The 23,052-nt window shown below is 64.5% G+C and carries 26 protein-coding genes; 14 read left to right on the top strand and 12 right to left on the bottom strand.

Translation table 11 applies throughout. From position 1 onward, the window contains the following. Nucleotide 1 precedes the first annotated feature (1 nt). The 6 genes from X265_RS15260 to X265_RS15235 all read right to left on the bottom strand — a co-directional run bounded on the left by X265_RS15260 (nt 2) and on the right by X265_RS15235 (nt 4,582). Nucleotides 2–325 carry an XdhC family protein gene (locus X265_RS15260; RefSeq protein WP_128965556.1) on the bottom strand — a complete coding sequence of 108 codons (324 nt, stop codon included), beginning with the start codon at nt 323–325 and terminating at the stop codon, nt 2–4. Nucleotides 326–335: 10 nt separating this feature from the next. Then, nucleotides 336–1,538, bottom strand: coding sequence for a vWA domain-containing protein (locus X265_RS15255; RefSeq protein ID WP_128965555.1), 1,203 nt, complete (start codon nt 1,536–1,538; stop codon nt 336–338). 168 nt (nt 1,539–1,706) lie between these two features. Next, nucleotides 1,707–2,615, bottom strand: a complete 909-nt coding sequence (locus X265_RS15250) for an AAA family ATPase (protein ID WP_128965554.1) — start codon at nt 2,613–2,615, stop codon at nt 1,707–1,709. Between the two features lie 58 nt (nt 2,616–2,673). Further along, on the bottom strand, nt 2,674–3,480 hold the full coding sequence (locus tag X265_RS15245) for an FAD binding domain-containing protein (protein WP_128965553.1): 807 nt from the start codon (nt 3,478–3,480) through the stop codon (nt 2,674–2,676). Between the two features lie 30 nt (nt 3,481–3,510). Further along, on the bottom strand, nt 3,511–3,996 hold the full coding sequence (locus X265_RS15240) for a (2Fe-2S)-binding protein (protein ID WP_063703155.1): 486 nt from the start codon (nt 3,994–3,996) through the stop codon (nt 3,511–3,513). Nucleotides 3,997–4,135: 139 nt separating this feature from the next. Then, the gene (locus X265_RS15235; RefSeq protein ID WP_128965552.1) at nt 4,136–4,582 is read right to left on the bottom strand and encodes an SRPBCC family protein; all 447 of its coding nucleotides are present in this window, start codon (nt 4,580–4,582) and stop codon (nt 4,136–4,138) included. A 173-nt stretch (nt 4,583–4,755) separates the two neighbouring features. On the opposite strand from X265_RS15235, the gene X265_RS15230 reads away from it, so the two are divergent. The 3 genes from X265_RS15230 to X265_RS15220 are packed head-to-tail and all read left to right on the top strand — an operon-like array spanning nt 4,756 to nt 7,347. Continuing rightward, entirely contained in the window at nt 4,756–6,111 is a 1,356-nt protein-coding gene (locus tag X265_RS15230; RefSeq protein ID WP_128965551.1) for a 3-carboxy-cis,cis-muconate cycloisomerase, read from the top strand. Nucleotides 6,112–6,144: 33 nt separating this feature from the next. Beyond that, nucleotides 6,145–6,927, top strand: coding sequence for a 3-oxoadipate enol-lactonase (gene pcaD, locus X265_RS15225; protein ID WP_128965550.1), 783 nt, complete (start codon nt 6,145–6,147; stop codon nt 6,925–6,927). A gap of 27 nt (nt 6,928–6,954) precedes the next feature. Beyond that, nucleotides 6,955–7,347, top strand: a complete 393-nt coding sequence (locus X265_RS15220; protein ID WP_057748880.1) for a carboxymuconolactone decarboxylase family protein — start codon at nt 6,955–6,957, stop codon at nt 7,345–7,347. Here the strand turns inward: X265_RS15220 and X265_RS15215 are convergent. Then, nucleotides 7,309–7,839 (bottom strand): hypothetical protein, encoded by a 531-nt coding sequence (locus X265_RS15215; protein WP_128965549.1) that lies wholly within the window; start codon nt 7,837–7,839, stop codon nt 7,309–7,311. The genes X265_RS15220 and X265_RS15215 overlap by 39 nt on opposite strands. Before the next feature lie 176 nt (nt 7,840–8,015). Continuing rightward, nucleotides 8,016–8,210: a hypothetical protein gene (locus X265_RS40470; RefSeq protein WP_164938600.1), complete on the bottom strand. Its 195-nt coding sequence runs from the start codon at nt 8,208–8,210 to the stop codon at nt 8,016–8,018. A 293-nt stretch (nt 8,211–8,503) separates the two neighbouring features. Between X265_RS40470 and X265_RS15205 the strand changes: the two genes are divergently transcribed. From X265_RS15205 to X265_RS15185, 5 genes are all read left to right on the top strand, one after another. Further along, nucleotides 8,504–9,421 (top strand): ABC transporter permease subunit, encoded by a 918-nt coding sequence (locus tag X265_RS15205; RefSeq protein WP_063679322.1) that lies wholly within the window; start codon nt 8,504–8,506, stop codon nt 9,419–9,421. A 30-nt stretch (nt 9,422–9,451) separates the two neighbouring features. Continuing rightward, nucleotides 9,452–10,753 (top strand): high-affinity branched-chain amino acid ABC transporter permease LivM, encoded by a 1,302-nt coding sequence (gene livM, locus X265_RS15200; RefSeq protein WP_128965548.1) that lies wholly within the window; start codon nt 9,452–9,454, stop codon nt 10,751–10,753. Further along, nucleotides 10,750–11,583, top strand: coding sequence for an ABC transporter ATP-binding protein (locus X265_RS15195; protein WP_128965547.1), 834 nt, complete (start codon nt 10,750–10,752; stop codon nt 11,581–11,583). The genes livM and X265_RS15195 overlap by 4 nt, the downstream gene beginning before the upstream one ends. Beyond that, nucleotides 11,580–12,320, top strand: a complete 741-nt coding sequence (locus X265_RS15190) for an ABC transporter ATP-binding protein (RefSeq protein WP_128965546.1) — start codon at nt 11,580–11,582, stop codon at nt 12,318–12,320. The genes X265_RS15195 and X265_RS15190 overlap by 4 nt, the downstream gene beginning before the upstream one ends. Nucleotides 12,321–12,481: 161 nt before the next feature. Then, entirely contained in the window at nt 12,482–13,600 is a 1,119-nt protein-coding gene (locus tag X265_RS15185; protein WP_128965545.1) for a branched-chain amino acid ABC transporter substrate-binding protein, read from the top strand. Nucleotides 13,601–13,673: 73 nt separating this feature from the next. Here X265_RS15185 and X265_RS15180 read toward each other — a convergent pair whose 3' ends face one another. Then, a complete protein-coding gene (locus tag X265_RS15180; protein ID WP_128965544.1) occupies nt 13,674–14,057 on the bottom strand; it encodes a response regulator in 384 nt (127 codons plus the stop codon). 240 nt (nt 14,058–14,297) lie between these two features. Here X265_RS15180 and X265_RS15175 point away from each other — a divergent pair, with 240 nt between their 5' ends. Genes X265_RS15175 through X265_RS15165 form a run of 3 tightly spaced genes read left to right on the top strand, consistent with a single transcriptional unit; the run spans nt 14,298 to nt 18,414 of the window. Beyond that, complete coding sequence (locus X265_RS15175; protein ID WP_128969277.1) at nt 14,298–17,102, top strand: PAS domain S-box protein; 2,805 nt, start codon at nt 14,298–14,300, stop codon at nt 17,100–17,102. Nucleotides 17,103–17,156: 54 nt separating this feature from the next. Then, nucleotides 17,157–18,152: a P1 family peptidase gene (locus X265_RS15170; protein ID WP_128965543.1), complete on the top strand. Its 996-nt coding sequence runs from the start codon at nt 17,157–17,159 to the stop codon at nt 18,150–18,152. A gap of 49 nt (nt 18,153–18,201) precedes the next feature. After that, nucleotides 18,202–18,414: a KTSC domain-containing protein gene (locus tag X265_RS15165; RefSeq protein ID WP_128965542.1), complete on the top strand. Its 213-nt coding sequence runs from the start codon at nt 18,202–18,204 to the stop codon at nt 18,412–18,414. Between the two features lie 13 nt (nt 18,415–18,427). Here X265_RS15165 and X265_RS15160 read toward each other — a convergent pair whose 3' ends face one another. Continuing rightward, nucleotides 18,428–19,222, bottom strand: coding sequence for an EF-hand domain-containing protein (locus tag X265_RS15160; protein WP_128965541.1), 795 nt, complete (start codon nt 19,220–19,222; stop codon nt 18,428–18,430). Between the two features lie 252 nt (nt 19,223–19,474). On the opposite strand from X265_RS15160, the gene rpe reads away from it, so the two are divergent. The 3 genes from rpe (at nt 19,475) to X265_RS15145 (ending at nt 20,869) form a co-directional block, all read left to right on the top strand. After that, a complete protein-coding gene (gene rpe / locus X265_RS15155) occupies nt 19,475–20,176 on the top strand; it encodes a ribulose-phosphate 3-epimerase (protein ID WP_128965540.1) in 702 nt (233 codons plus the stop codon). Nucleotides 20,177–20,474: 298 nt separating this feature from the next. Beyond that, on the top strand, nt 20,475–20,654 hold the full coding sequence (locus X265_RS15150) for a hypothetical protein (RefSeq protein WP_128965539.1): 180 nt from the start codon (nt 20,475–20,477) through the stop codon (nt 20,652–20,654). A gap of 23 nt (nt 20,655–20,677) precedes the next feature. Beyond that, nucleotides 20,678–20,869 (top strand): hypothetical protein, encoded by a 192-nt coding sequence (locus X265_RS15145; protein ID WP_092293791.1) that lies wholly within the window; start codon nt 20,678–20,680, stop codon nt 20,867–20,869. A 6-nt stretch (nt 20,870–20,875) separates the two neighbouring features. Here the strand turns inward: X265_RS15145 and X265_RS15140 are convergent, their stop codons facing one another. Beyond that, on the bottom strand, nt 20,876–22,309 hold the full coding sequence (locus tag X265_RS15140; protein ID WP_128965538.1) for a serine/threonine protein kinase: 1,434 nt from the start codon (nt 22,307–22,309) through the stop codon (nt 20,876–20,878). Beyond that, complete coding sequence (locus X265_RS15135; protein ID WP_128965537.1) at nt 22,310–23,050, bottom strand: metallophosphoesterase family protein; 741 nt, start codon at nt 23,048–23,050, stop codon at nt 22,310–22,312. Nucleotides 23,051–23,052 lie beyond the last annotated feature (2 nt).

Genomic DNA, 23,052 nt, shown 5'->3' with positions numbered 1-23,052 from the left:
GCTACCCGACCTTCTCGACGAAGACGCGGATGGTGCCGCCACAGGACAAGCCGACATTCCAGGCCGTCTCGTCGGCGACGCCGAACTCCAGCATCCTGGGCTTGCCGCTCGCGATCACATCCATGGCCTCGGTAACGACGGCGCCCTCGACGCAGCCGCCCGAGACCGAGCCCAGAAACGTGCCCTCGTCGTTGATGACGAGGCTCGAGCCCGCCGGGCGCGGCGCCGAGCCCCAGGTCTCCACGACCGTCGCCAGCGCGACGCCCCGGCCGGCCTTCTGCCAGTCTTCCGCCGCCTTCAGAATATCCTCGTCGCGATCGAGCATGGTGGACCTCTCAAGCTGCGGAGCGGATCAGACTGCGGTGATGCGGCGGCAGCGGCCGGGAGAGCGTGGCGATCAGCTCCTGGATCGAACTCAAATTATGCACGGGCCGGAATTCGTCAACGTGCGGGAGCATCATTTTGATGCCCTGGGCCTTGGCCTCGAAGCCGCCAAACCTGAGCAGCGGGTTCAGCCAGATCAGCCGCCGGCAGGAGCGGTGCAGCCGGTCCATCTCGAAGGCCAGCTTGGAATCGGCCTCGCGTTCCAGCCCGTCCGAAATCAAGAGCACGATGGCGCCCTGGCTCAGCACGCGCCGCGCCCACAATTTGTTGAAGTTGTGCAGCGAGGCCGAGATCCGCGTGCCCCCGGCCCAGTCCTCGACCGAGGCCGAGCAACTCGCCAGCGCCTCGTCCGGATCGCGCTGGCGCAGCGCGCGTGTCACATTGGTGAGGCGCGTGCCGAACAGGAATACCGAGACGCGCTTGCGTGCGTCGCCGATGGCATGCAGGAAATGCAGGAACAGGCGGGTGTACTCGCTCATCGAGCCGGAGATGTCGAGCAGCGCCACGATCGGGGCCGGCTTCTGGATCGGCCCGCGACGATGAATGTCGATGATGTCGCCGCCGGTGCGCAAGGAGGCGCGCAAGGTGCGGCGCAGGTCGAGCCGCAGCCCGCGCGGATCGGGCAGGTAGCGGCGGGTCAGAAGCTCCGCCTGCGGCAGGTGCATCCTCTCGATGGCCCGCAGCGCTTCGGTGATTTCGGCCGCGCTCATCTGTGCAAAATCCTTCTTCTGAAGGATTTCCTTGTCGGAGACCGACAGGCGCAGATCCTGCTCCTGATGCTGCGGCGTCTCCGTCATCCGCGGCTGCGACATCGCCTCCTGCACGCGGCGGGCGCCGGCCTGCGGCTTCTTCCTGGCTTCCTCCGGCAGTGGCACCGAATCCAGCATGTGCTTCCATTCCTCCGAGGCGCGGAAGAACAGATTGAAGGCTTGCTTGAAGATCAGTGCGTGCTCGTGGCGCTTGACGAAGATCGCCTCCAGCGTGGTGAATACGTCGGCGCGGTTGCCGATGTCGATCACTTGCAGCGCGCTCATGGCATCGATCACCGCACCGGGCCCGACCGGCATGCCCGCAGAGCGCAACGCACGGGCGAAGCCGACAATGTTGTCGGCGAATTGCTCGGTCTTTTCAGGCGCGAGATGGTTGATGGCCATGCGTCCACACTCTCAGCCGTCATTCCGGGGCGCGCCCGCTTTGGCGCGAGCTATGATGCGCAATTGCGCATCTGAGAATCCATTCATCCACTGTCCCTGCGGCCCGATGGATTCCGGGCTCGCGCTACGCGCGCCCCGGAATGACGAGTTCGTTATGACGCCCGCGCGTCAATTCTCGCTCGTCGCTTCCTTCAGCACCTTCTGCAAGGTGTCGCCCTGCATGCGGGTGATGTCGTCCTGGTACTTGAGCAGCGCGCCCAGCGTGTCGCCGACCACTTGCGGGGTCAGCGAGCGGGCATCGAGCTCCGAGAGCGCGGTGGCCCAGTCGATGGTCTCGGCGACCCCTGGCGATTTGTAAAAATCCTGATCGCGTAGCGCCTGCACGAAACGGACGACCTGCTGCGACAGCTTGGCGGAGATGCCGGGCACGCGCGACTTGACGATCGCAAGCTCGCGCTCGGCGGCGGGATAATCGACCCAGTGATAGAGACAGCGCCGCTTCAGCGCGTCGTGAATCTCGCGGGTGCGGTTGGAGGTGATGATGACGATCGGCGGATGCGGCGCCTTCACGGTGCCGAATTCCGGGATCGTCACCTGGAAGTCGCTGAGGATCTCCAGAAGATAAGCTTCGAAGGCCTCGTCGGCACGGTCGAGTTCGTCGATCAGCAGCACCGGAGGGCCGGCAACGTCCGGCTCCAGTGCCTGGAGCAGCGGCCGCTTGATCATGTATCGGTCCGCGAAGATGTCGCTCGACAGCTGCTCGCGATCGGTGTCGCCGGCGGCTTCGGCCATCCGGATGGCGATCATCTGCGCGGCGCTGTTCCACTCATAGACGGCGGAGGAGACGTCGAGACCTTCGTAGCATTGCAGGCGGATCAGCTTCCGCCCGAGCGCTGCCGAGAGCACCTTTGCAATCTCGGTCTTGCCGACGCCGGCCTCGCCTTCCAGGAACAGCGGGCGGCCCATGCGCAGCGAGAGATACGTCACCGTCGCCAGCGACCGCTCGGCGAGATAGCCGCGCGAGGTCAAGAGTTCGAGCATCGCATCGACCGATGCCGGCAGGGTCGCTGAAGTCATGAAAGCCAGTCTCGCTTACGCCCTCACGGGACAAGTTTGGCCGAGGCGTGAGGTTCACTCACTCCTTGGCGTTGGCGGCATCGAGGGCGCGGCGCGTCAGCACGCCAATCAGATGGGCACGGTACTCGGCGCTGCCATGGATGTCGCTGTTCAGCCCTTCCGCAGGCACCTCGATGCCGTCGAGCACCTTGGATGAGAACCGCTTCTTCAGCGCCTCCTCGAAGGCCTCGACGCGGAACACGCCGTTCGAACCGGCTCCGGTGACGGCGACGCGCACGTCCGAGGGACGCCGCGCCACGAAGACGCCGACCAGCGCGTAGCGCGAGGCCTGGTTGCGGAACTTGATGTAGGCGGCCTTCTTGGGCAGCGGGAACATCACCTTGGTGATGATCTCGTCGGCCTCCAGCGCGGTCGAGAACAGGCCCTGGAAATACTCTTCCGCCTTGAGGCGACGCTTGTTGGTGACGATGGTCGCGCCCAGCGCCAGCACGGCGGCAGGATAGTCCGCGGTGGGATCGTTGTTGGCGAGCGAACCGCCGATCGTGCCCTTGTGGCGCACGGCGGGATCGCCGATCTGGCCGGCAAGATCGGCCAGCGCGGGAATCGCCTCGCCGACGATGGCCGAGGTCGCGACCTCGGCATGTTTGGCGGTGGCGCCGATCACCAGCGAGCGGCCCTTCATCTCGATCGTGTTCAGCCCCTCGATATGGGAGAGGTCGACCAGATGCGGCGGGCTGGCCAGCCGCTGCTTCATGACCGGAATCAGCGTGTGACCGCCGGCGATCAGCTTGGCGTCTTCGTTCTTCACCAGGAGATTGGCGGCCTGCCGGACGGTCCCGGGGCGGTGGTATTTGAATTCGTACATGAGGGTGTCCTGATCGCGGGAGGGCGGCGGTTACGCGAGATCCGATTTCGCCATCGCCTTGGCGCCGGCGGCGATCGAGGCAACGATGTTCTGGTAGCCGGTGCAGCGGCAGAGATTGCCTTCCAGTTCTTCCCGGATCGTATGGTCGTCGAGCTCGTGGCCCTTGCGATGGACGATGTCGATCGCCGTCATGATCATGCCGGGCGTGCAGAAGCCGCACTGCAGGCCATGGTGCTCACGAAAGGCTTCCTGCATCGGATGCAGCGGCGCGCCGTCGGCCGCCAGGCCCTCGATGGTCTTGACCTCGTGGCCGTCGGCCATCACCGCCAGTGTGGTGCAGGACTTCACGGCCTTGCCGTCGAGGTGCACGACGCAAGCGCCGCACTGCGAGGTGTCGCAGCCGACATGGGTGCCGGTCAGGCGCAGATTCTCGCGCAGGAATTGCACCAGAAGCGTACGCGGATCGACATTGGCCGTAACAGGATTGCCGTTCACGATGAGGGAGATTTTTGCCATAAGCACTCTCTGTCAGCGCCCCGACGGGTCCCGTCGAAGCGGTTCTTTTTTATAATTATTCCAACCCATCATATGGGCCATTGTCCCCTGGGGCAACATCACCCCGGACGCAAGCCGCTATGCCGAAAGACGATAGGTTTCAGCCCTGTACCGCCTTGGCAAAGTTCGCGAAAAACTCGTCGGCCAGCTTCTTGGCGGCACCGTTGATGAGGCGCTGGCCCAGCTGCGCCAACTTGCCGCCGATCTGGGCCTCCACATCGTAAGAGAGCAGCGTGCCGCCGTCCTTCTCGGCGAGCTTCACGGCCGCGCCACCCTTGGCAAAACCGGCGACGCCGCCCTCGCCCTCGCCCGAGATCTTGTAGCCGTTCGGTGGGTCGAGATCGCTCAGTGTCACCTTGCCCTTGAAGCGCGCAGAGACCGGGCCGACCTTCATCTTGGCCGTGGCGCGAAAGCCGCCGTCGTCGGTCTTCTCCAGCTCCTCGCAGCCGGGGATACAGGCCTTCAGCACTGCGGGATCATTGAGCTTTTCCCACACGGCCTCGCGCGGCGCTGCGAGCTGGACCTCGCCGTTCATCGTCATGGCCATGGGGCGCCTCCCGGGATCACATCAGAACAATATTGCTCAAGTAACGCACGAAGGCCGCAAAGGAAAGGGTACCTTCGGGTCACGTGCAATGCATATTCGCACTTGCAAAAAATCTTGCGCGACCCCGTCGGGGATTGGCAGAGCCTGATCATGGTGATTAGGTCCCGCGCAACATGAGCACAGCCCTCTCCCCCCTGCTTGCGCCGATGCTGTCGAGCGCAGCCATGCGCAGTGTCTGCGACGACCGGTCCACGCTCCAGAACATGCTCGATTTCGAGGCAGCCCTGGCAAGGGCCGAAGCCGCGACGGGCGTGATTCCCACCTCCGCGGTGGGCCCGATCGAAGCGGCCTGCAAGGCCGAAGTCTTCGACATGGCTGCTCTGGCGGAGGCCGCGACCCGATCGGGCAATCTCGCGATTCCCCTGGTCAAAGCTCTGACCGCCAATGTGGCCAAGGCCGATCCCGAGGCCGCGCGCTACGTGCATTGGGGCGCGACCAGCCAGGACGTCCTCGACACCGCGACCATGCTGGGCTTGCGCGCCGCCAACGACGCGCTCGAGGTCGATCTCAACCGGGCCATCAAGGGCTTTGCCGCGCTGGCCCGCGCCCATCGCAACACCGCAATGGTCGCGCGGACGTGGCTTCAGCACGCGCTGCCGATGCCGTTCGGCCTGAAGGCCGCGGAATACGCCTCGAGCCTCGCCCGCGCGCGCTGCCGCCTGCGGCGGCTCCGCCGCGAAGGGCTCGCGCTGCAATTCGGCGGTGCCGCCGGCACACTTGCAGCCCTCGGCGACAAAGGTCTCGTCGTAGCCGAACGGCTGGCGCAGGAGTTGAATTTGCCGTTGCCGGAAGCACCCTGGCACACCCATCGCGACCGCATCGCGGAAGCTGCGTCAGCCCTCGCGATTCTCGCCGGAAGCTGCGGCAAGATCGCGCGCGACGTCTCGCTGATGATGCAGACCGATGTCGGCGAAGCGTTCGAACCCGCCGGCGAAGGCCGCGGCGGCTCCTCGACCATGCCGCACAAGCGCAACCCGGTCGCCGCCGCAAGCGCGCTCGGCTGCGCGACGATGGCCCCGCAGCTCGCTGCGACGATTTTTGCGGCCCAGGTGCAGGACCATGAGCGCAGCGCCGGGCCGTGGCACGCGGAATGGCCGACATTGCCGCAACTGATGCTGGTCACGTCAGGCGCGCTTGCCGCCATCGTCGACATCGCCGAAGGGCTGGACGTCGATGCCGCGCGCATGCGCAGCAATCTCGATGCGACGCATGGGCTGATCATGGCGGAAGCGGTCACCTTTGCGCTCGCCGACAAGATCGGCAAGAGCGATGCGCATCATCTCATCGAGGCCGCGAGCAAGCGCGCGGTCGCGGAGAAGAAGCATCTGCGCGAGGTGCTGTCGGTCGATTCGCTAGTGACCGCGCATCTGACGCCCGAGAAAATTGCGGCATTGTTCGAGCCGATGGCCTATCAAGGCGCTTCCCAAGCCTTGATCGACCGGCTGCTCGACAGCCTCGATCGCGAATAGAGCAGCCTTGAGCGAGAATAACGGAGACGCCGCATGCCCATGATCGATGCCGACGGTTGCCTGCTCAACGTCTCCGTCGAGGGCCGCGACGGCGGGCCGACCTTGATGCTCTCCAATTCGCTCGGCTGCACCTTGCAAATGTGGGAGCCGCAGATGAAGGCGCTGACGCAGGTGTTCCGCGTCATCCGCTACGACCGCCGCGGCCACGGCAAGTCCAATGTCCCGCCCGGCCCCTACACGATGGAGCGTTTCGGCCGCGACGTGCTGGCGATCCTCGACGATCTGAACATCGAGAAGGTGCATTGGTGCGGCCTGTCGATGGGCGGCATGGTCGGTCAATGGCTAGGCGCCAATGCGCCTGAGCGGTTCGGCAAGCTCATCCTCGCCAACACCTCCTGCTACTACGCCGAGCCGACCAAATGGCTGGAGCGCATCGACGCGGTGAAGAAGGGCGGCATCGCAGCGGTTGCCGACAGCGTGATCGCCGGCTGGCTGACCCAGGATTTCCGCGAGCGCGCACCCGAGATCACGGCGAAGATGAAATCGATGCTGCTCGCGACCCCGGTCGAGGGCTATCTCGCCTGCTGCGAGGCGCTGTCGACGCTCGATCAGCGGGCGCTGCTGCCCAAGATCAAGAGCCCGACCCTGGTGATTGCCGGCCGCCACGACGTGGCGACGCCGATCGCGGCCGGCGAGTTGATCCGCTCGAACATTCCCGGCGCCAGCATGACCATCATCGACGCCGCCCATATTTCCAATGTCGAGCAGCCGCACGCATTCACCGATGCGGTGGTGGGATTCTTGACGCAACGCTGATCTCGTAAACACCGGAAGGAAACAGGCATGGACGACCAGAAGCGCCGCGATGCCGGCATGACCGTGCGCCGAAAAGTGCTGGGCAATGCCTGGGTCGACAAATCGATCGCGAATCGCAACGCGTTCAACACCGACTTCCAGGACATGATCACCCGCTACGCCTGGGGCGAGATCTGGACGCGGCCGCATTTCGACGAACGCACGCGGCGCGTGCTGGTGATCGGCACGATGGTCGCGCTCGGACAATGGGACGAATTCCGCCTGCACGTGCGCGCGGCGCTGGCCGAGGGCGGCTTCACTCCCGACGACATCAAGGAGATCTTGCTGCAGCAGGCGATCTATTGCGGCGTTCCGGCCGCGAACCACGCCGTCAAGGAAGCCTCAGCGATTGTGCAGGAGCTCGGCCTCATCAAAGGCTAGCGGCGCGGTATCTTCGACGTCGACGATCTTCGGCGCAGCCGCCGGCCGCTCGATCACCAGCACGATTGCAGCACCGAGCAGCAGCAGCAGCTCGGTGGCGTGCAGCCGAAGCGCGGCCATCTCGCCGACCTTCGAGGCCATCACCATGCTCGCGAACGAGATCACGCTGCCGATGGCGAGCGCAATTCCGAGCGCCTCGTCGCTCGCTCCGCTCTTGCGGGTGCGCGGAATGGCCAGCATCGCCAGATATATTGCAAAGAACGCCACCACGGTCAGACGTCCGAGCGCGAGCAGCCAGGCCGCGCGCACCGTGCTCATTCCGGACATCTGAAGCTGGTCGCTGAGAAAGAGTGCCACGGCGACGCTCGGCCGCTCATAAAGACCGTGCACCGGCGCCACGAAGATGTTGAAGGCAACCAGCGTCCAGGCCGGAATGAAATAGGCCGCCAGCAGCGCGCCGTTGACCGAGCCGATCCGCCAATTCCTGAACATGCCGCTTCCCGCTTCGTCTCATCGCCTTCGATGGAAGGCTCCGCGGGAGCTAACTCGCATCAGACTGTGGCGGCAATTTAAACCCTTTGTTTACCTTAACTGCCCGCCGACCGTTCTCCACAACGGAAAAAGGGCCCCGCCTTCCAGCGGGGCCCTTCACGCTACTTCCTGGACGTTCAGTCCAATCTGTTGTCCTGCTGACCGCCCCGCTGCTGGCCGGGCTTGTCGCCCTGGCGCATCGGATCATGCTGCTGCTGCTGTCCGGGTTTCTGGCCGCCGCCCTGCTGCTGCTGCCCCGGCTGCTGGCTTGGGCGCTGCTGACCGGGGCTCTGACTCTGCTGGCCCGGATTCTGGTTCTGCTGCTTCGTCATCGGGGGGAACTCCCTTGTTGGACGTCAGTCGAAGAAGAACAAACGGCCGGGGATTTAGTTGCCCTGCGGAACCCTGTTCCTCGCAGGCGCGGAACCGGAAGATGACACCCGTCACCAAAATGACCTCTGTACAATCCTTTATGCCGAGGCCAGCCCAGTTGCAGCCGCCAGTTCCCTCCTGTTACAAAACGAAGAACGCTGAGGGGCTGCCGGGGCCCGAGAAGAAACGCAAGCACTCACTCTCTCTCGAAGACCTCCCATCAAATCGCGTCAGGTTTGGGTAACGGCAGCCTATGGATTATTTCGCCCAGCAGCTCATCAACGGCCTCGTGCTCGGTTCCATCTACGGTCTGATCGCGATCGGCTATACGATGGTCTACGGCATCGTCGGCATGATCAATTTCGCCCATGGCGACATCTTCATGATCGGCGGCTTCATCGCCCTCATCACCTTCCTGATCCTGATCTCGCTCGGCCTGACGGCAATCCCGGTAATTCTGCTCGTGGTGCTGCTGGTCTCGATGGCGATCACCGCGCTCTATGGCTGGACCATCGAGCGCATCGCCTACCGGCCGCTGCGCCATTCCTTCCGCCTCGCCCCGATGCTATCGGCCATCGGCATGTCCTTCGTGCTGACCAATTACTCGCAAGTCGCGCAAGGCGCTCGCGTCAAGCCGATCCCGCCCTTCATCACCGGCGGCTACACGCTGCACGAGAGCCCGGACGGATTCGTCATCCAGCTCTCCAACATCCAGATCATGGTGGTCGTCACCACGATCGTGCTGCTGGCCATCTTCACCTGGCTGGTCTCGCGCACAAGGCTCGGACGCGACATGCGCGCCTGCGAGCAGGACCAGACTATGGCGGCGCTGCTCGGCGTCAACGTCGACCGCACCATCTCCATGACCTTCGTCATCGGTGCTGCGCTCGCTGCCGTCGCCGGCCTGATGTACCTGCTCTATTACGGCCTGGTCGATTTCTTCATGGGCTTCGTCGCCGGCATCAAGGCGTTCACCGCCGCCGTTCTCGGCGGCATCGGCTCGCTTCCGGGCGCCATGCTCGGAGGTCTCGCGATCGGCCTGATCGAGACGTTCTGGTCGGCCTATTTTTCGGTGGAATACAAAGACGTCGCGGCCTTCTCCATTCTGATCGTCGTATTGATCTTCATGCCGACCGGCCTGCTCGGCCGTCCCGAAGTCGAAAAAGTCTGAGGGACCGGCCGCGTGACAGCTCCCTCGACAATGACAACAAAGCCTGCGACAGGCATTCCCTTCCTCCTCAAGACCGCTTTCGTCAACGCACTGATTGCGCTGGTGCTGTTCTCGCTGATGGTCGGCATCCGGACCGAGGCGGGGTCCGACGGCCAGCTCACCTACTGGACGCGCTTCGGCGATCTCGCTTCGCTCGTCGCCGCAGTATTCGGCGGCTCGATCGTGATCGAGCTGATCAGGCAATGGATCGGCTCGACCGGCGCCGAAAAGCTGGTGCCGGCTTCGGTGCAGAGCGGCACGTCGTTCATCGGCCGCTACCTAGCACCGGCGCTCCTGATCTTCACGCTGCTGGTGCCCGTCATCTTCTATAACCAACGCTACATCCTCGACCTTGCGATCCTCGTGCTCACCTATGTGATGCTGGGCTGGGGCCTCAACGTGGTGGTCGGCCTGGCCGGCCTGCTCGATCTCGGCTACGTTGCCTTCTACGCGGTCGGCGCCTATTCGTACGGGCTGCTCGCCACCAATTTCGGCTGGTCGTTCTGGATCTGCCTGCCGCTGGCCGGCATCCTTGCCGCGTTCTGGGGCGTGCTGCTGGGCTTCCCCGTGCTGCGCCTGCGCGGCGATTATCTCGCCATCGTGACGCTCGCCTTCGGCGAGATCATCCGCCTCGTCATCATCAACTGGCAGGATCTGACCGGCGGACCCAACGGCGTCTCGGGCATTCCGCGCCCCTCCTTCTTCGGTATCCCGCTCGACAACAGCGACGACGGGCTCGCGGCAAAACTCGGCATCGAATATTCCCCGACGCAGCGCATCGTCTTCCTGTTCTATCTGATCCTGGCGCTGGCGCTGCTGACCAACTGGGTCACGATCCGCCTGCGCCGCCTGCCGATCGGCCGCGCCTGGGAGGCGCTGCGTGAGGATGAAGTCGCCTGCCGTGCGCTCGGCATCAACACCACGACCACCAAGCTCACGGCGTTCGCGACCGGCGCGATGTTCGGCGGCTTTGCCGGTGCGTTCTTCGCGACGCGCCAGGGTTTCATCAGCCCGGAATCCTTCACCTTCCAGGAATCGGCACTGGTGCTCGCCATCGTCGTGCTCGGCGGCATGGGCTCGCAGCTCGGCGTTGCACTCGCGGCGCTGGCCATGATCGGCGGCTTCGAGCTGTTCCGCAGCCTGGAGACCTATCGCATGCTGGTGTTCGGCATCGCCATGGTGCTGATCATGATCTGGCGGCCGCGCGGCCTGATCGGCCATCGCGCGCCGACCGTATATCTGACCAAGGCGCAGGCCATCTCCTCCGACCTCGTCAAGGAGGGGCACGGATGAGCGGCGAGACAATGCTCAGCGTCGACCGGCTCACCATGCGTTTCGGCGGCATCGTCGCCGTTCAGGACCTGTCGTTTGCGGCCGAACGGAAGAAGATCACCGCGCTGATCGGCCCGAACGGTGCCGGCAAGACCACCGTCTTCAACTGCATCACCGGCTTCTACAAGCCGAGCGGCGGCGCCATCCGCCTCACCCATGACGATGGCCGGCAGATCGCACTGGAGCGGCTCAACGATTTCCGCATCGCCAAGCAGGCCAAGGTGGCTCGCACGTTCCAGAACATCCGCCTGTTTCCCGGCATGACCGCGCTCGAGAACCTGATGGTGGCGCAGCACAACGCGCTGATGCGCGCTTCGGGCTTCACGTTTCTCGGCCTGATCGGCGTCCCCACCTATCGCGACGCCGAAAAGCAGGCGATTGCGCTCGCCACCGACTGGCTCAAGCGGATCAACCTGCTCGACCGCGCCGACGACGCCGCCGGCAATCTCGCCTATGGCGATCAGCGCCGGCTCGAGATCGCGCGCGCGATGTGCACCGGGCCCGCGCTTCTGTGTCTGGACGAGCCCGCCGCCGGCCTCAATGCGCGGGAAAGCGCTGCGCTCAGCGAGCTGTTGCTGTCGATCCGCGACGAGCTTGGCACCTCGATCCTGCTGATCGAGCACGACATGTCGGTGGTGATGGAGATCTCGGACCACATCGTGGTGATGGACCATGGCGTGAAGATCGCGCAAGGCACGCCACGGGAGGTGCGCGACGATCCGAAAGTGATCGCCGCCTATCTCGGCACCGACGAGGAAGAGGCTGCGGCCGTGATGGAGAGCGGATCGTGACGTCTGCCACTCCGCTGCTCGCGATTCGGTCCCTGCGCGCCGCCTACGGCAAGATCGAGGCGCTGAAGGGCGTCGATATCGAGATCAATGCCGGCGAGATCGTCGCCCTGATCGGCGCCAACGGCGCCGGCAAATCGACGCTGATGATGACGATCTTCGGCAAGCCGCGCGCCCGCGCCGGCCAGATCCTGTATGAAGGCCACGACATCACCGACGTGCCGACCCACGAGATCGCGCATTTGCGCATCGCGCAATCGCCTGAGGGACGCCGCATCTTCCCCCGCATGAGCGTGGCGGAAAACCTCCAGATGGGTGCGGACGCCACCGAATGCACCGATGCGGAACGCGAGGCAACGCTGGAGCGTGTCTTCACGCTGTTTCCGCGCCTGAAGGAGCGCTATGTCCAGCGCGGCGGCACGCTGTCCGGCGGCGAGCAGCAGATGCTGGCGATCGGCCGCGCCCTGATGAGCCGCCCGCGCCTGCTCCTGCTCGACGAACCCTCGCTCGGGCTCGCGCCGCTGATCGCCCGCCAGATCTTCGATGCGATCCGCACGTTGAACCGGCAGGACGGCCTGACCGTCCTGATCGTCGAGCAGAACGCCAACCACGCGCTCAAGCTCGCCCATCGCGGTTACGTCATGGTCAATGGCCTGATCACGCTGGCCGGAACAGGTGCGGAGTTGCTGCAGCGCCCCGAGATTCGCGCCGCCTATCTGGAAGGCGGCCGACACGGCTGAGGCGCCCCGGATCCGGGTTCGGTGCGGTGGAATGCGGCGAGATATCTAGGCGAATGCCCGTATTTTGCCGGTGACTTCTCGCCAGATTCATTCAAGAATGGCGCCGGTTTGAACCGGGCGAGCCCGGCAACTTCCACAGGCGATCACCCGCGAGGTATCTCATGAAATCACTGAAGCTCATCGGTCTGGCATTCGGCGCGTCGATCGCGTTGTCGAGCGCGGCATTCGCGCAGGATGTCACCATCGCAGTCGCAGGCCCGATGACCGGCGGCGAATCCGCCTTCGGCCGCCAGATGAAGAACGGCGCCGAGATGGCGGTCGCTGACATCAACGCCGCCGGCGGTGTCAACGGCAAGAAGCTCGCCCTCGACGTCGAGGACGATGCCTGCGATCCGAAGCAGGCGCGCTCGGTCGCCGAGAAGATCGCGAGTTCGAAGATCCCGTTCGTGGCGGGGCACTATTGTTCGTCATCGTCGATCCCGGCGTCGGAGGCCTATGCCGACGGCAACGTGCTCCAGATCACGCCTGCTTCGACCAATCCGCTCTTCACCGAGCGCAAGCTCTGGAACGTGGCGCGCGTCTGCGGCCGTGACGATCAGCAGGGCCTGATCGCGGCGCAGTACATCGCCAAGAACTTCAAAGGCAAGAACATCGCGATCCTCAACGACAAGACCACCTACGGCAAGGGTCTTGCCGACGAGACCAAGAAAGCGCTCAACAAGGCCGGCATCACCGAGAAGATGTACGAGTCCTATAACAAGGGCGACAAGGACTTCAACGCGATCGTCTCGCGCCTGAAGCGCGACAACATCGATCTCGTCTATGTCGGCGGCTACCATCAGGAGAGCGGCCTGATCCTGCGCCAGATGCGTGACCAGGGCCTCAAGACGATCCTGATGGCCGGCGACGCGCTCGCCGACAAGGAATACGCATCCATCACCGGCCCCGCCGGCGAAGGCACGCTGTTCACCTTCGGCCCCGATCCGCGCAACAAGCCCACCGCCAAGAAGATCGTCGAGGCCTTCAAGGCCAAGAACATCGATCCCGAGGGCTACACGCTCTACACCTATGCCGCGATGCAGGTCTGGTCGCAGGCCGCCAAGAAGGCCGGCACCACCGACGCCAAGAAGGTCATGGCGGCGATGAAGGCCGGCAAGTGGGACACCGTGATCGGCCCGATCGAATATGACGCCAAGGGCGACATCAAGCAGATCGACTACGTCGTTTACAAATGGGATGCCAAGGGCGGCTACGCCGAGGTCAGCGGCAACGGGACCTGAGACAGGTTTCCTGACCTTTTCGTCAAATCGTCGCCAACGCCCCGGTCCGCCGGGGCGTTTTCTTTGCGGTCCCTCAGACGGCGGCGGACAGTTCGCCGCCCGCTCCCTGCGCCTTTCGGAGCGCTTGCAGCAAATCGTTCGGCCGAAACGGCTTTTGCAGGCAGATCACGCCGTCAAGACCGGGCGCCTCGCCAATGAAATCCAGCGCCGTCATGCCTGATACCGCCACGATCGGAAATTCGGGAGCCCGCTCCCGGATAGCGGCAATGACGTCCATACCGCTGGTATCGGTCAGGAAAATGTCGACAATCGCCGCGTCGAATACATCTTCGCTGAAGGCCTTCAGGCCGGCCGCGCCGCTCTCCGCTTCGACCACGTCATAACGGTTGACCCGGAGAACGATCGAAACCATTGCGCGCACGTCCTTCTGGTCATCGACAACAAGGACACGGGGCATGGGAACAACTCCCGGATTCACATCATTAATTGGTTCAATTGGGCAGCCATATGCGCCGCAGCAGTATGGGGCACTTCCAGTAAAGCCAATCTTACCGATTCCCTATTCCGATTCTCTGTCCAGGTTAAGTAAGCTGTAACCCTCGGTTGAGTCGTCGGCGGATCTCCTCGGGACACGCGCCCGGAGCCGGCTACCATGGAGACCAAGGCAGCCGGCCATACGAAGTCACGCGGACTACTCATGACGACCCAGCGCGAGGTCAACGTGCACGCAAAGAACGACCGAAGCACATTCCTTTCGATGTTACCTGCCGCGCAGAGTGATCGCACCGCAGCATTGGCGATCGTCGCGATCTCCGCGATCCTGTTCGCGCTGGCAGTCCCGTTCGCAGGGACCCCGCTGACCCCGGTGCCAGCCTTCGTCGCCAGCTACCAATCCGCGCTCGCCGTCAGCGACATCATCACCGCAGTTCTGCTGCTGTCGCAATTCTCCGTCCTGCGCAGCCGCGCGCTGCTGCTGCTGTCGACCGGCTATCTGTTCACCGCAGCCGCGGCGGTGACCCACTGCCTCACCTTCCCCGGCCTGTTCGCACCGGCCGGGCTGCTGGGCGCCGGCTCACAGACCACAGTCTGGCTTTACATGATCTGGCACGGCGGGTTCCCGCTGTTCGTGCTGGCCTATGGATGGCTCAAGGATGACAACGGCGGCGGCAAGATCGAAGGACCGACTGGACGCGCGATCGTCCTGACCATCCTCGGCGTGGTGGCGGCGATGGCCGTCATCGCCTGGATCGTCACCGCGCAACATGATCTACTGCCGGTGCTGCTCAGGGACGGTCGCTACACCACCGTGATGATCGGCGTCGTGTCGTTCGTCTGGTCGTTGAGTTTCGCGGCACTGGTCACGCTGTGGCTCCGCAAGCCGCACACGGTGATCGACATCTGGCTCATGGTCACGATCTGCGCCTGGCTGTTCGATATCGCGCTGTCGGCGATCGTTAACGTCGCCCGGTACGACCTCGGCTTCTACGCCGGCCGTCTCTACGGGCTTTGCGCCGCGAGCTTCGTGCTCGCCGTGCTCTTGATCGAAAACGTTCGCCTCCAGGCGAGCACGATGGGACTTGTTGGCCGGCTACGCGAGCAATCGGCATCGGAACGCGACTACTACAGCAAACGCCTGGCGCTCTACGGCGCCGTCGTCGAGTCCTCCAACGATGCCATCATCACGAAATCCCTCGACGGCATCATCACGGGCTGGAACAGGGCCGCCGAGCGCCTGTTCGGCTATTCGGCCGCGGAGGCCATCGGCAAATCGATCGAGATGATCGTGCCGGAGGATCGCAGGGCCGAAGTCAGAAGTATCCTCAACCGCGTCACCACCAACGAATCGATCGCCCAGCACGAGACCGTCCGTGTGCGGAAGGACGGACGTCCGATCGATCTCGTGCTGAACATATCTCCGCTGAAATCAGCCACCGGCGAAATCATCGGCGTCTCCAAGATCGCCCACGACATCACCGAGGAGAAGCAGTCGCGGGAAAAGCTGCACCGGGAAATCGAGGAGCGCCAGCGCATCTTCGAGACCTCGCAAGACCTGATCCTGGTGACCGACGGTTACGGCAAGTTCATCCAGGTCAGCCCGAGCGTGAAGGATATCCTCGGCTACGACCCGGAGGACATGATCGGGCATAGCGCGACCGAGTTCATCCATCCTGATGATCTCGAGAAGACGCGGGGCGAGATGCGCGCAGCGCGACGTGGCGCGGTCAAGCGCAGCTTCGAGGCGCGCTATTATCACTATGACGGCCACGAGGTGACGCTGAACTGGATGGGCACATGGTCGGAGCCCGTCAAGCGCCATTATTTCATCGGCCGCGACCTCACCGACAAGCAGGCCGCAGAGGCCCAGCTCCGGCAGGTCCAGAAGATGGATTCGATCGGACAACTGACTGGAGGCGTCGCCCACGATTTCAACAACGTGCTCACCGTCATCACCGGCACGATCGGAATCCTATCGGACGCGGTCGCCGACCGGCCCCAGCTTGCCGCCATCACCAAGCTGATCGACGATGCCGCCGAACGCGGCGCACAGCTGACCAAGCACCTGCTTGCCTTCGCCCGCAAGCAGCCGCTCCAGCCGCGCGAGATCGACGTCAATGCGCTGGTGCTCGAAGCCGCCAAGCTGCTGCACCCGACGCTCGGCGAGCAGATCACCATCATGCCGCAGCTCACCGAGGATGCCTGGCCCGCACTGATCGATCCGGGCCAGCTCTCGACCGCGATCCTCAATCTCGCATTGAACGCGCGCGATGCCATGCCCGATGGCGGCACCCTGGTGCTGGAGACCCGCAACATCTTTCTCGACGACGGCTATGCCAGCATGAATCCCGATGTCGTGGCGGGCAATTACGTGATGATTGCGGTCAGCGACACCGGCTCAGGGATTCCGGCCGAGCTGCTCGAACGGGTGTTCGATCCCTTCTTCACCACCAAGGAGGTCGGCAAAGGCACGGGCCTCGGCCTCAGCATGGTTTTCGGTTTCGTCAAGCAGTCCGGCGGCCACATCAAGATCTACAGCGAGGAAGGCCACGGCACGAGCGTGAAGATCTACCTGCCGCGGTCCACCGGCGTGCAGGAGACCGAGTACGAGGCGCTGCAGAACGTGCCCATCACCGGCGGCGACGAGAAGATCCTGATCGTGGAGGATGACGCCCTGGTGCGGCAATATGTCGTGACCCAGGTCAGGAGCCTCGGCTACACCGCGCTCGAGGCGGCCAACGCCGCCGAAGCCCTCGACATCATCGATGCCGACAAGAACATCGACCTGCTCTTCACCGATGTCATCATGCCCGGCAGCATGAACGGCCGCCAGCTCGCCGACGAGGCGGCGCGGCGGCGCCCGGATCTGAAGACGCTGTTCACCTCGGGCTACACCGAGAACGCCATCGTCCATCACGGCCGGCTCGATTCCGGCGTGCTGCTGCTGGCCAAGCCCTACCGCAAGTCGGAGCTCGCCAAGATGCTCAGGACGGCGCTGGCGAGTTGAGCGGGACGTTGGCGTGCGCTATCGCTGAGGCCCGAAGCGCATGGAGTGTCGCCCTTGAAAAACCTCCTCACCGATATCGCCGGCGTCCGCGTCGGCCATGCCCATGACGCGAAGCTCGCCTCGGGCGCGACGGCGATCGTGTTCGACCAGCCGGCGGTGGCGGCGATCGACGTCCGCGGCGGCGGCCCCGGAACGCGTGAGGACGCCTTGCTCGATCCCGCCAGCACGGTCGAACGCGTCGACGCAATCGCGCTGTCCGGCGGCTCAGCCTTCGGAATCGAGGCGGGCGGCGGCATCCAGGCCTGGCTCGCCGAACAGGGGCGCGGCTTCCGCGTCCGCGAGGCGCTGATCCCCATCGTCCCCGGCGCGATCCTGTTCGATCTGCTCAATGGCGGCGACAAGGCCTGGGGCCGCTTCGCGCCCTATCGCGATCTCGGCTACGCCGCGGCGGTCGCCGCCGGGACGGAATTTGCGCTCGGCAGCGTGGGTGCGGGCTTTGGCGCCACCACCGCGACATTCAAGGGCGGACTCGGCTCGGCATCCGCTGTCACGGCCAACGGCGTCAAGGTGGCGGCGATCATCGCGGTCAATGCCGTCGGAAGCGCCACCGTCGGCGACGGACCGTGGTTCTGGGCGGCGCCGTTCGAGGTGGACGGCGAGTTCGGCGGGCGCGGACTGCCTGACAAATTCACCGACGACATGCTCAGGATGCGCATCAAGGGCGGCCCAGCCGCAAGCGAGCGTGAGAACACCACGATCGGCGTCCTCGTCACCGATGCGGTGCTGACCAAGCCTCAGGCCAAGCGGCTGGCGATGATCGCGCACACCGGCTTCGCCCGCGCAATCTACCCCGTCCATGCTCCGACCGACGGTGACGTGCTGTTCGCCGCCGCGACGGGTGCAAAGCCGATCGATCCGATCGTCGGCATGACCGAGCTCGGCATGGTCGCCGCGAACGTGGTCGCCCGCGCCATCGCGCGCGGCGTCTACAGCGCGACCGCGCTGCCGGTTCCCGGCGCCCAGCCGGCGTGGAAGGACCGGTTCGGCTAGCAGCGAAACGGCGGACACGGCGTTAGCCGACGAGGCCAGGTGCACCGTCATGCCGTCTTCCGTGATCCGCTTCTTTCGCTATGTTCCCGACACCCGCGAGTTGCAGGTCACTTTCGTCAGCGGCCGCCTGTATGTTTACGAGAACGTTCCGCCCGAGGTCGCTGCCGCGTTCAGGGATGCCCGCTCAAAAGGCACGTTCTTCAACCACGAAATCCGCGACCGGTATGCCTATCGTGACATCACGCACGAGCTTGCCGGCTAGCTTCGACCGCAGCTTACACGCTCATCGACATGGACGAAGCAGCCGAGCCCGCGGTCTGAGCCTGGCGCTGCATCATCTGGCCGAACCAGTCATAGGGGGAATTGCCGCCACCGTTCGCATTGGACGAGCTGGAGGCGCCGGGCACGGTCGTCGACATCTTGAAGCCGTCGGCATAGGTGACGGTGGTGGTGGTCGAGCCGTCGGCGCCGGTCGTCGTGGTCGAGGTCGACCCGCCGCTGGACTGCGACGTGGAAGAATCCGAACCGCCGGTGACGTCGCCCGAACCGCTCGTCCCTTGCGCGTGATGGTGGCCGTGATGACCGGACTTCAGCGCCTTCGACATCTCGTCCAGGCTGACGCTGCCGTCGGAATTGCTATCGAGCTTGGAGAACACGTCATCGGCCTGCGTGAGGTTTGTGCCGCCGGCGCCCAGCGCTTTCTCGAACTCGGATTTGGTGATCTTGCGGTCGCCGTCCGCATCGATCTGCGAGAACAGGTCCTTCAAAGCAGCGTCGCGGCCGGTCGGCGTCGATGTCGTCGCGCTCGATGAGGTGGCGCTGGTCGAACCCGTCGACTGGCTCTGCGCCGCGAACAACGCGTTCATCGTCTCCGGCGAGATCTGCGGATATTTTCCCGCATTGACCGACGAGGTCGCATTGCTTGTGGTGCCGTCGTCGCTGTCGATCGCGAAGGGATTGGTCGATGCCCGCTGCGACGAATTGGCCTGTTGGCTCGAGGACGATTTCGAGCTCGTCAGCGATTGAATGGCATCAAGCGCAGTCGAGACGGCACCAAGCGCAAACAACATTGCACAACTCCAACCCTTGCGGCATGCCGCGGCCAATGTTCCAAGCACAAGATCAGCAAGCGTCGTGCCAGCGCGAAAAGCTCAATGAAATCCGTATCCGCCATTCTTTGCGGGCTGCGGGAACATCGGCAATTCATGCCGCCGACGGCAGAATTTTCCGCCCACAGGAAGCTCGCCCTCCCTGCATTGCCCGGCTGAGAAGCCCATGTTAGGCGAAGCCATCAGTCCCTCGGCCGCCCCGGAAACAGCGCCATGACCCAAGCCTTCACCCCTCGCCCCCTGGCCATCGCGCCCTCGATCCTGGCATCGGACTTCTCTAAGCTCGGCGAGGAGGTTCGTGCGGTGGATGCGGCCGGTGCCGACTGGATCCATCTCGACGTGATGGACGGGCACTTCGTCCCCAACATCTCCTACGGCCCCGAGGTCATCAAGGCGATGCGCCCGCACACCAAGAAGGTGTTCGACGCGCACCTGATGATCTCGCCCTGCGATCCCTATCTCGAAGCCTTCGCCAAAGCCGGGTGCGACCACATCACCGTGCATGCCGAGGCAGGTCCTCATCTGCATCGCTCGTTGCAGGCGATCCGCGCGCTCGGCAAGAAGGCCGGCGTCTCGCTCAATCCAGGCACGCCGATCAGCGCGCTCGAATACGTGCTGGATCTGGTCGACCTCGTGCTGGTGATGTCGGTCAATCCGGGCTTCGGCGGCCAAGCCTTCATTCCCTCCGCGATCGGCAAGATCCGTGACATCCGCGCGATGACGGCTGGCCGTCCCATCGATATCGAGGTTGACGGCGGCGTCGGCCCCGACGTCGCGGGCGCGCTCGCAGCCGCCGGCGCCAACGCCTTCGTGGCCGGCACCTCCGTTTTCAAGGGCGGTACGCTCGAAGCCTACAAGAACAATATTGCAGCGATACGCAACGCGGCCCTCGGCGCACGCGGCGAAGCGATTTGAACTGCTTCGGGCTGCGCGAGCCCGAAAAACCTGCGACTTTTACGGAAGCCGCAGCACGCATTACTTAAAATTGCACTCACGATCCGTACTCATCCGGACTTCACTGATTCGCGCAAATCACCGCTACTAGCTCCTGCCTGCTTTTGACGGGAGCACATCATGACGACGACCCTGGTTTGGACTGGCGTAGCGTTGTGGATCGGTTTCAGTGCGTTTGTCGTGTTTGGCCCATCGGCCGGACCGGAAAGAGTCCCGGCGCGCTCCGCCCGTCTCATCCGCCGCGACCGGGGCTGACGCCATGCAAATCGCTCTGGTCAAGCGCCTGCCGAAGCGCCGCTGCCGCATCCCGCGTCGCCCGCATCCGAACCTCGATTATTTCTTCGGTCGCCTCGAGCGCACCGATCGTGCATTCGACAAGGATGCCGGCTCCGACAATTCAAACCTCGATCATTCGTTCGCCTCGCAGCGCGGACATTGAGACTCTCTTTTCCGGATTGAACCATGAAACCGCACTGCCCCAATTGTCTCAAGGAAATGGCCAAGGCAGCCGCGTCGCGTAATCTCTTTGCCTGCGAACCCTGCCGCGAGATCATCCAGTATTTCGGCGGCCATGCCGACCACGGCGAGACCGGCCCGCAATTCGCCTGGCCGATCCGCCGCAAGCGCGCGATCCACACCGCTCACGCGGCCTGATCTTTCCTAGCCCCAGACCACGCCGGCGCCCGGTTTCGCCGCAGCCATTCGCGGCGGTCGCACCACGGTGACGGTGGAGGTCGCCTCCGCGGCGACCTTGGCCGAGACGCTGCCGAGCAGCGTGCGCCTGAACGAACTCTGCCGCGCGCCGACGATGAGATGGTCGACCTGGTTGACCTCGGCGAATTCCAGCAGCGCCGCGGCGGGATCGACCGCCTCCAGCACATGAACCGACAGCCGGCTCTCGTCCAGCTTCAGGGGCGTCGCCCAGTGCCGAAGCGCGACCAGCCGGTCGATATGCTTGTTGGAGCCCTGCTCGTCCAACGTCTTGTCGATGGCAATGCGGTTGAGCTTGAGCACATTGACGCAGGCGAGCCGCGCCGACGGCAGCGTCGCCAGGATGCGCTCGGTCGTGACGCGCAGCGCCTCGTTCAGCTCCGGCGTACCCTCCACCGTGTCGAGCGCGACCGCAAGGATCGGGCTCGAAGCGATCTGCTCCGCCACGTCGGGCTTCGTCCGCGGCTGCTTGACATCCGGATTGAAACGGCGGCGCCACGCGACGGAGAGGGGATCGCGCTTCAGCCGCTCCGAACGCGCGGTCAGCTTGACCTGGTTCGGGTGGGCGAGATCGAAGGCGAGCTGGGCCGCGGTCGGATAGCGCCAGACCGGCTCGATCTCCAGGCAGCGCAGCACCACTTCCTGGAGCCAGGGCGGATAGTCGGCGCGCAAGCTTCGCGGCGGATGCGGATCCCGCCACAGCCTCCGCCGCATCGCGCGCAGCGTCTCGCCCTCGCCGAAGGGACGTTCGCCGGTCGTGAAGAAATAGAGCAGCACACCGAGCGAAAACAGATCGCTGCGCGGATCGTCGCGCACGCCGAGCAGCCGCTCCGGCGCCATGTAAGGCGCGGTGCCGTAAGGCAGACGGAACTCCTCCTGCAACAAATCGGGCAGATGGTCGTGATGCGACAGGCCGTAGTCGATCAGCACGGCATCCCCGCTCTCACGGAACATGACGCTGCTCGGCTTGATGTCGTGATGGATCACGTTCTGCCGGTGCAGATCGGCGAGTGCGGCCGCGATCTTCGCAACCAGCAGCCGCGCCTCCTCGTAGGGCAGCGGCAGATCGGGCAGCCGCTTGTAGAGCGTGGTGCCGGGAATGCGTTCGATCACGGCATAGGCCTGGCGCGCGAAATCGCCCGTGCCGTAGCAGCGCGGCACATGGGGACCCGCGAGCCTTGGCAGGATCATCATCTCCATCTCGAACGAGACGATCGCGGCGGGGTCCTCGCCTTCCGAGGCACGCGGGACCTTCATCAGCAGCGGCACGTCGATGCCGGGATGGGTGACGGTCCACAGCGTCGCCATGCCGCCGGCATGGACGCATTCGCCGATCGTGTAGCCGTCGATGACAGCGCCCGATTTGATCAGGGATTTGGGCATCTAGCGTCCCTGCGACAGTCGGTCGGCGAGCCAGGGCGGCAGGCCGTTCTCGCGGATCTTGTTCGCAGCGCTTGCGATGTCATAGGGCACGCGGCAATAGGTGATCTGGCACGAGACCGTGTCGAACAGCACGAAGGATGCGGAGGGATCGCCGTCGCGCGGCTGGCCGACCGAGCCGAGCACGGCGAGCCATTGCCGCCCGCGCAGGAGCTGCACCGGCACGTCGGTCTTGGGCACGAAGCTCGTCATCTTCGCCGTCACCGACATCGAATAGAGCGCGGGTCGGTGGATATGGCCGCAGAAGGTGACATGGGACGGCGTCGCGATCAGGCTCTTGGCGGCATCCGTGGTCGAACGAACGTAGTTCCAGCGCTTGGGGCTCGAGGCCTCGGCATGCACGAACAGACGATCGCCGTCCTCCGCCAGCATCGGCAGCTCGGCCAGGAACCGCCGCTGAGCCGCATCGAGCCGCCCGCGCGTCCACTCGATCGCGATCTGCGCATCGTGATTCATGTTCTCGGAGGTCGTATTGACCGCTTCGTCATGGTTGCCGCGCACGGCGACGGCGCCATGGGCGACCAGATCCATGGCGGTGTCCACGACCCATTCCGGGTCCGCGCCGTACCCGACGAAATCACCGAGCAGAATGAACCGCTCCGCGGCGCTGGCGCGGGCCACTTTCAGGCACGCCTCGAACGCCTGCCGGTTGCCGTGAATATCCGAGAAGACAGCGAGAAGCACGC

The sequence above is a fragment of the Bradyrhizobium guangdongense genome, assembly GCF_004114975.1.
GTDB classification, from domain to species: Bacteria; Pseudomonadota; Alphaproteobacteria; order Rhizobiales; family Xanthobacteraceae; genus Bradyrhizobium; species Bradyrhizobium guangdongense.
Note: the sequence above shows the minus strand (reverse complement) of the source record. Positions and strands in the feature narration are given on the sequence as shown.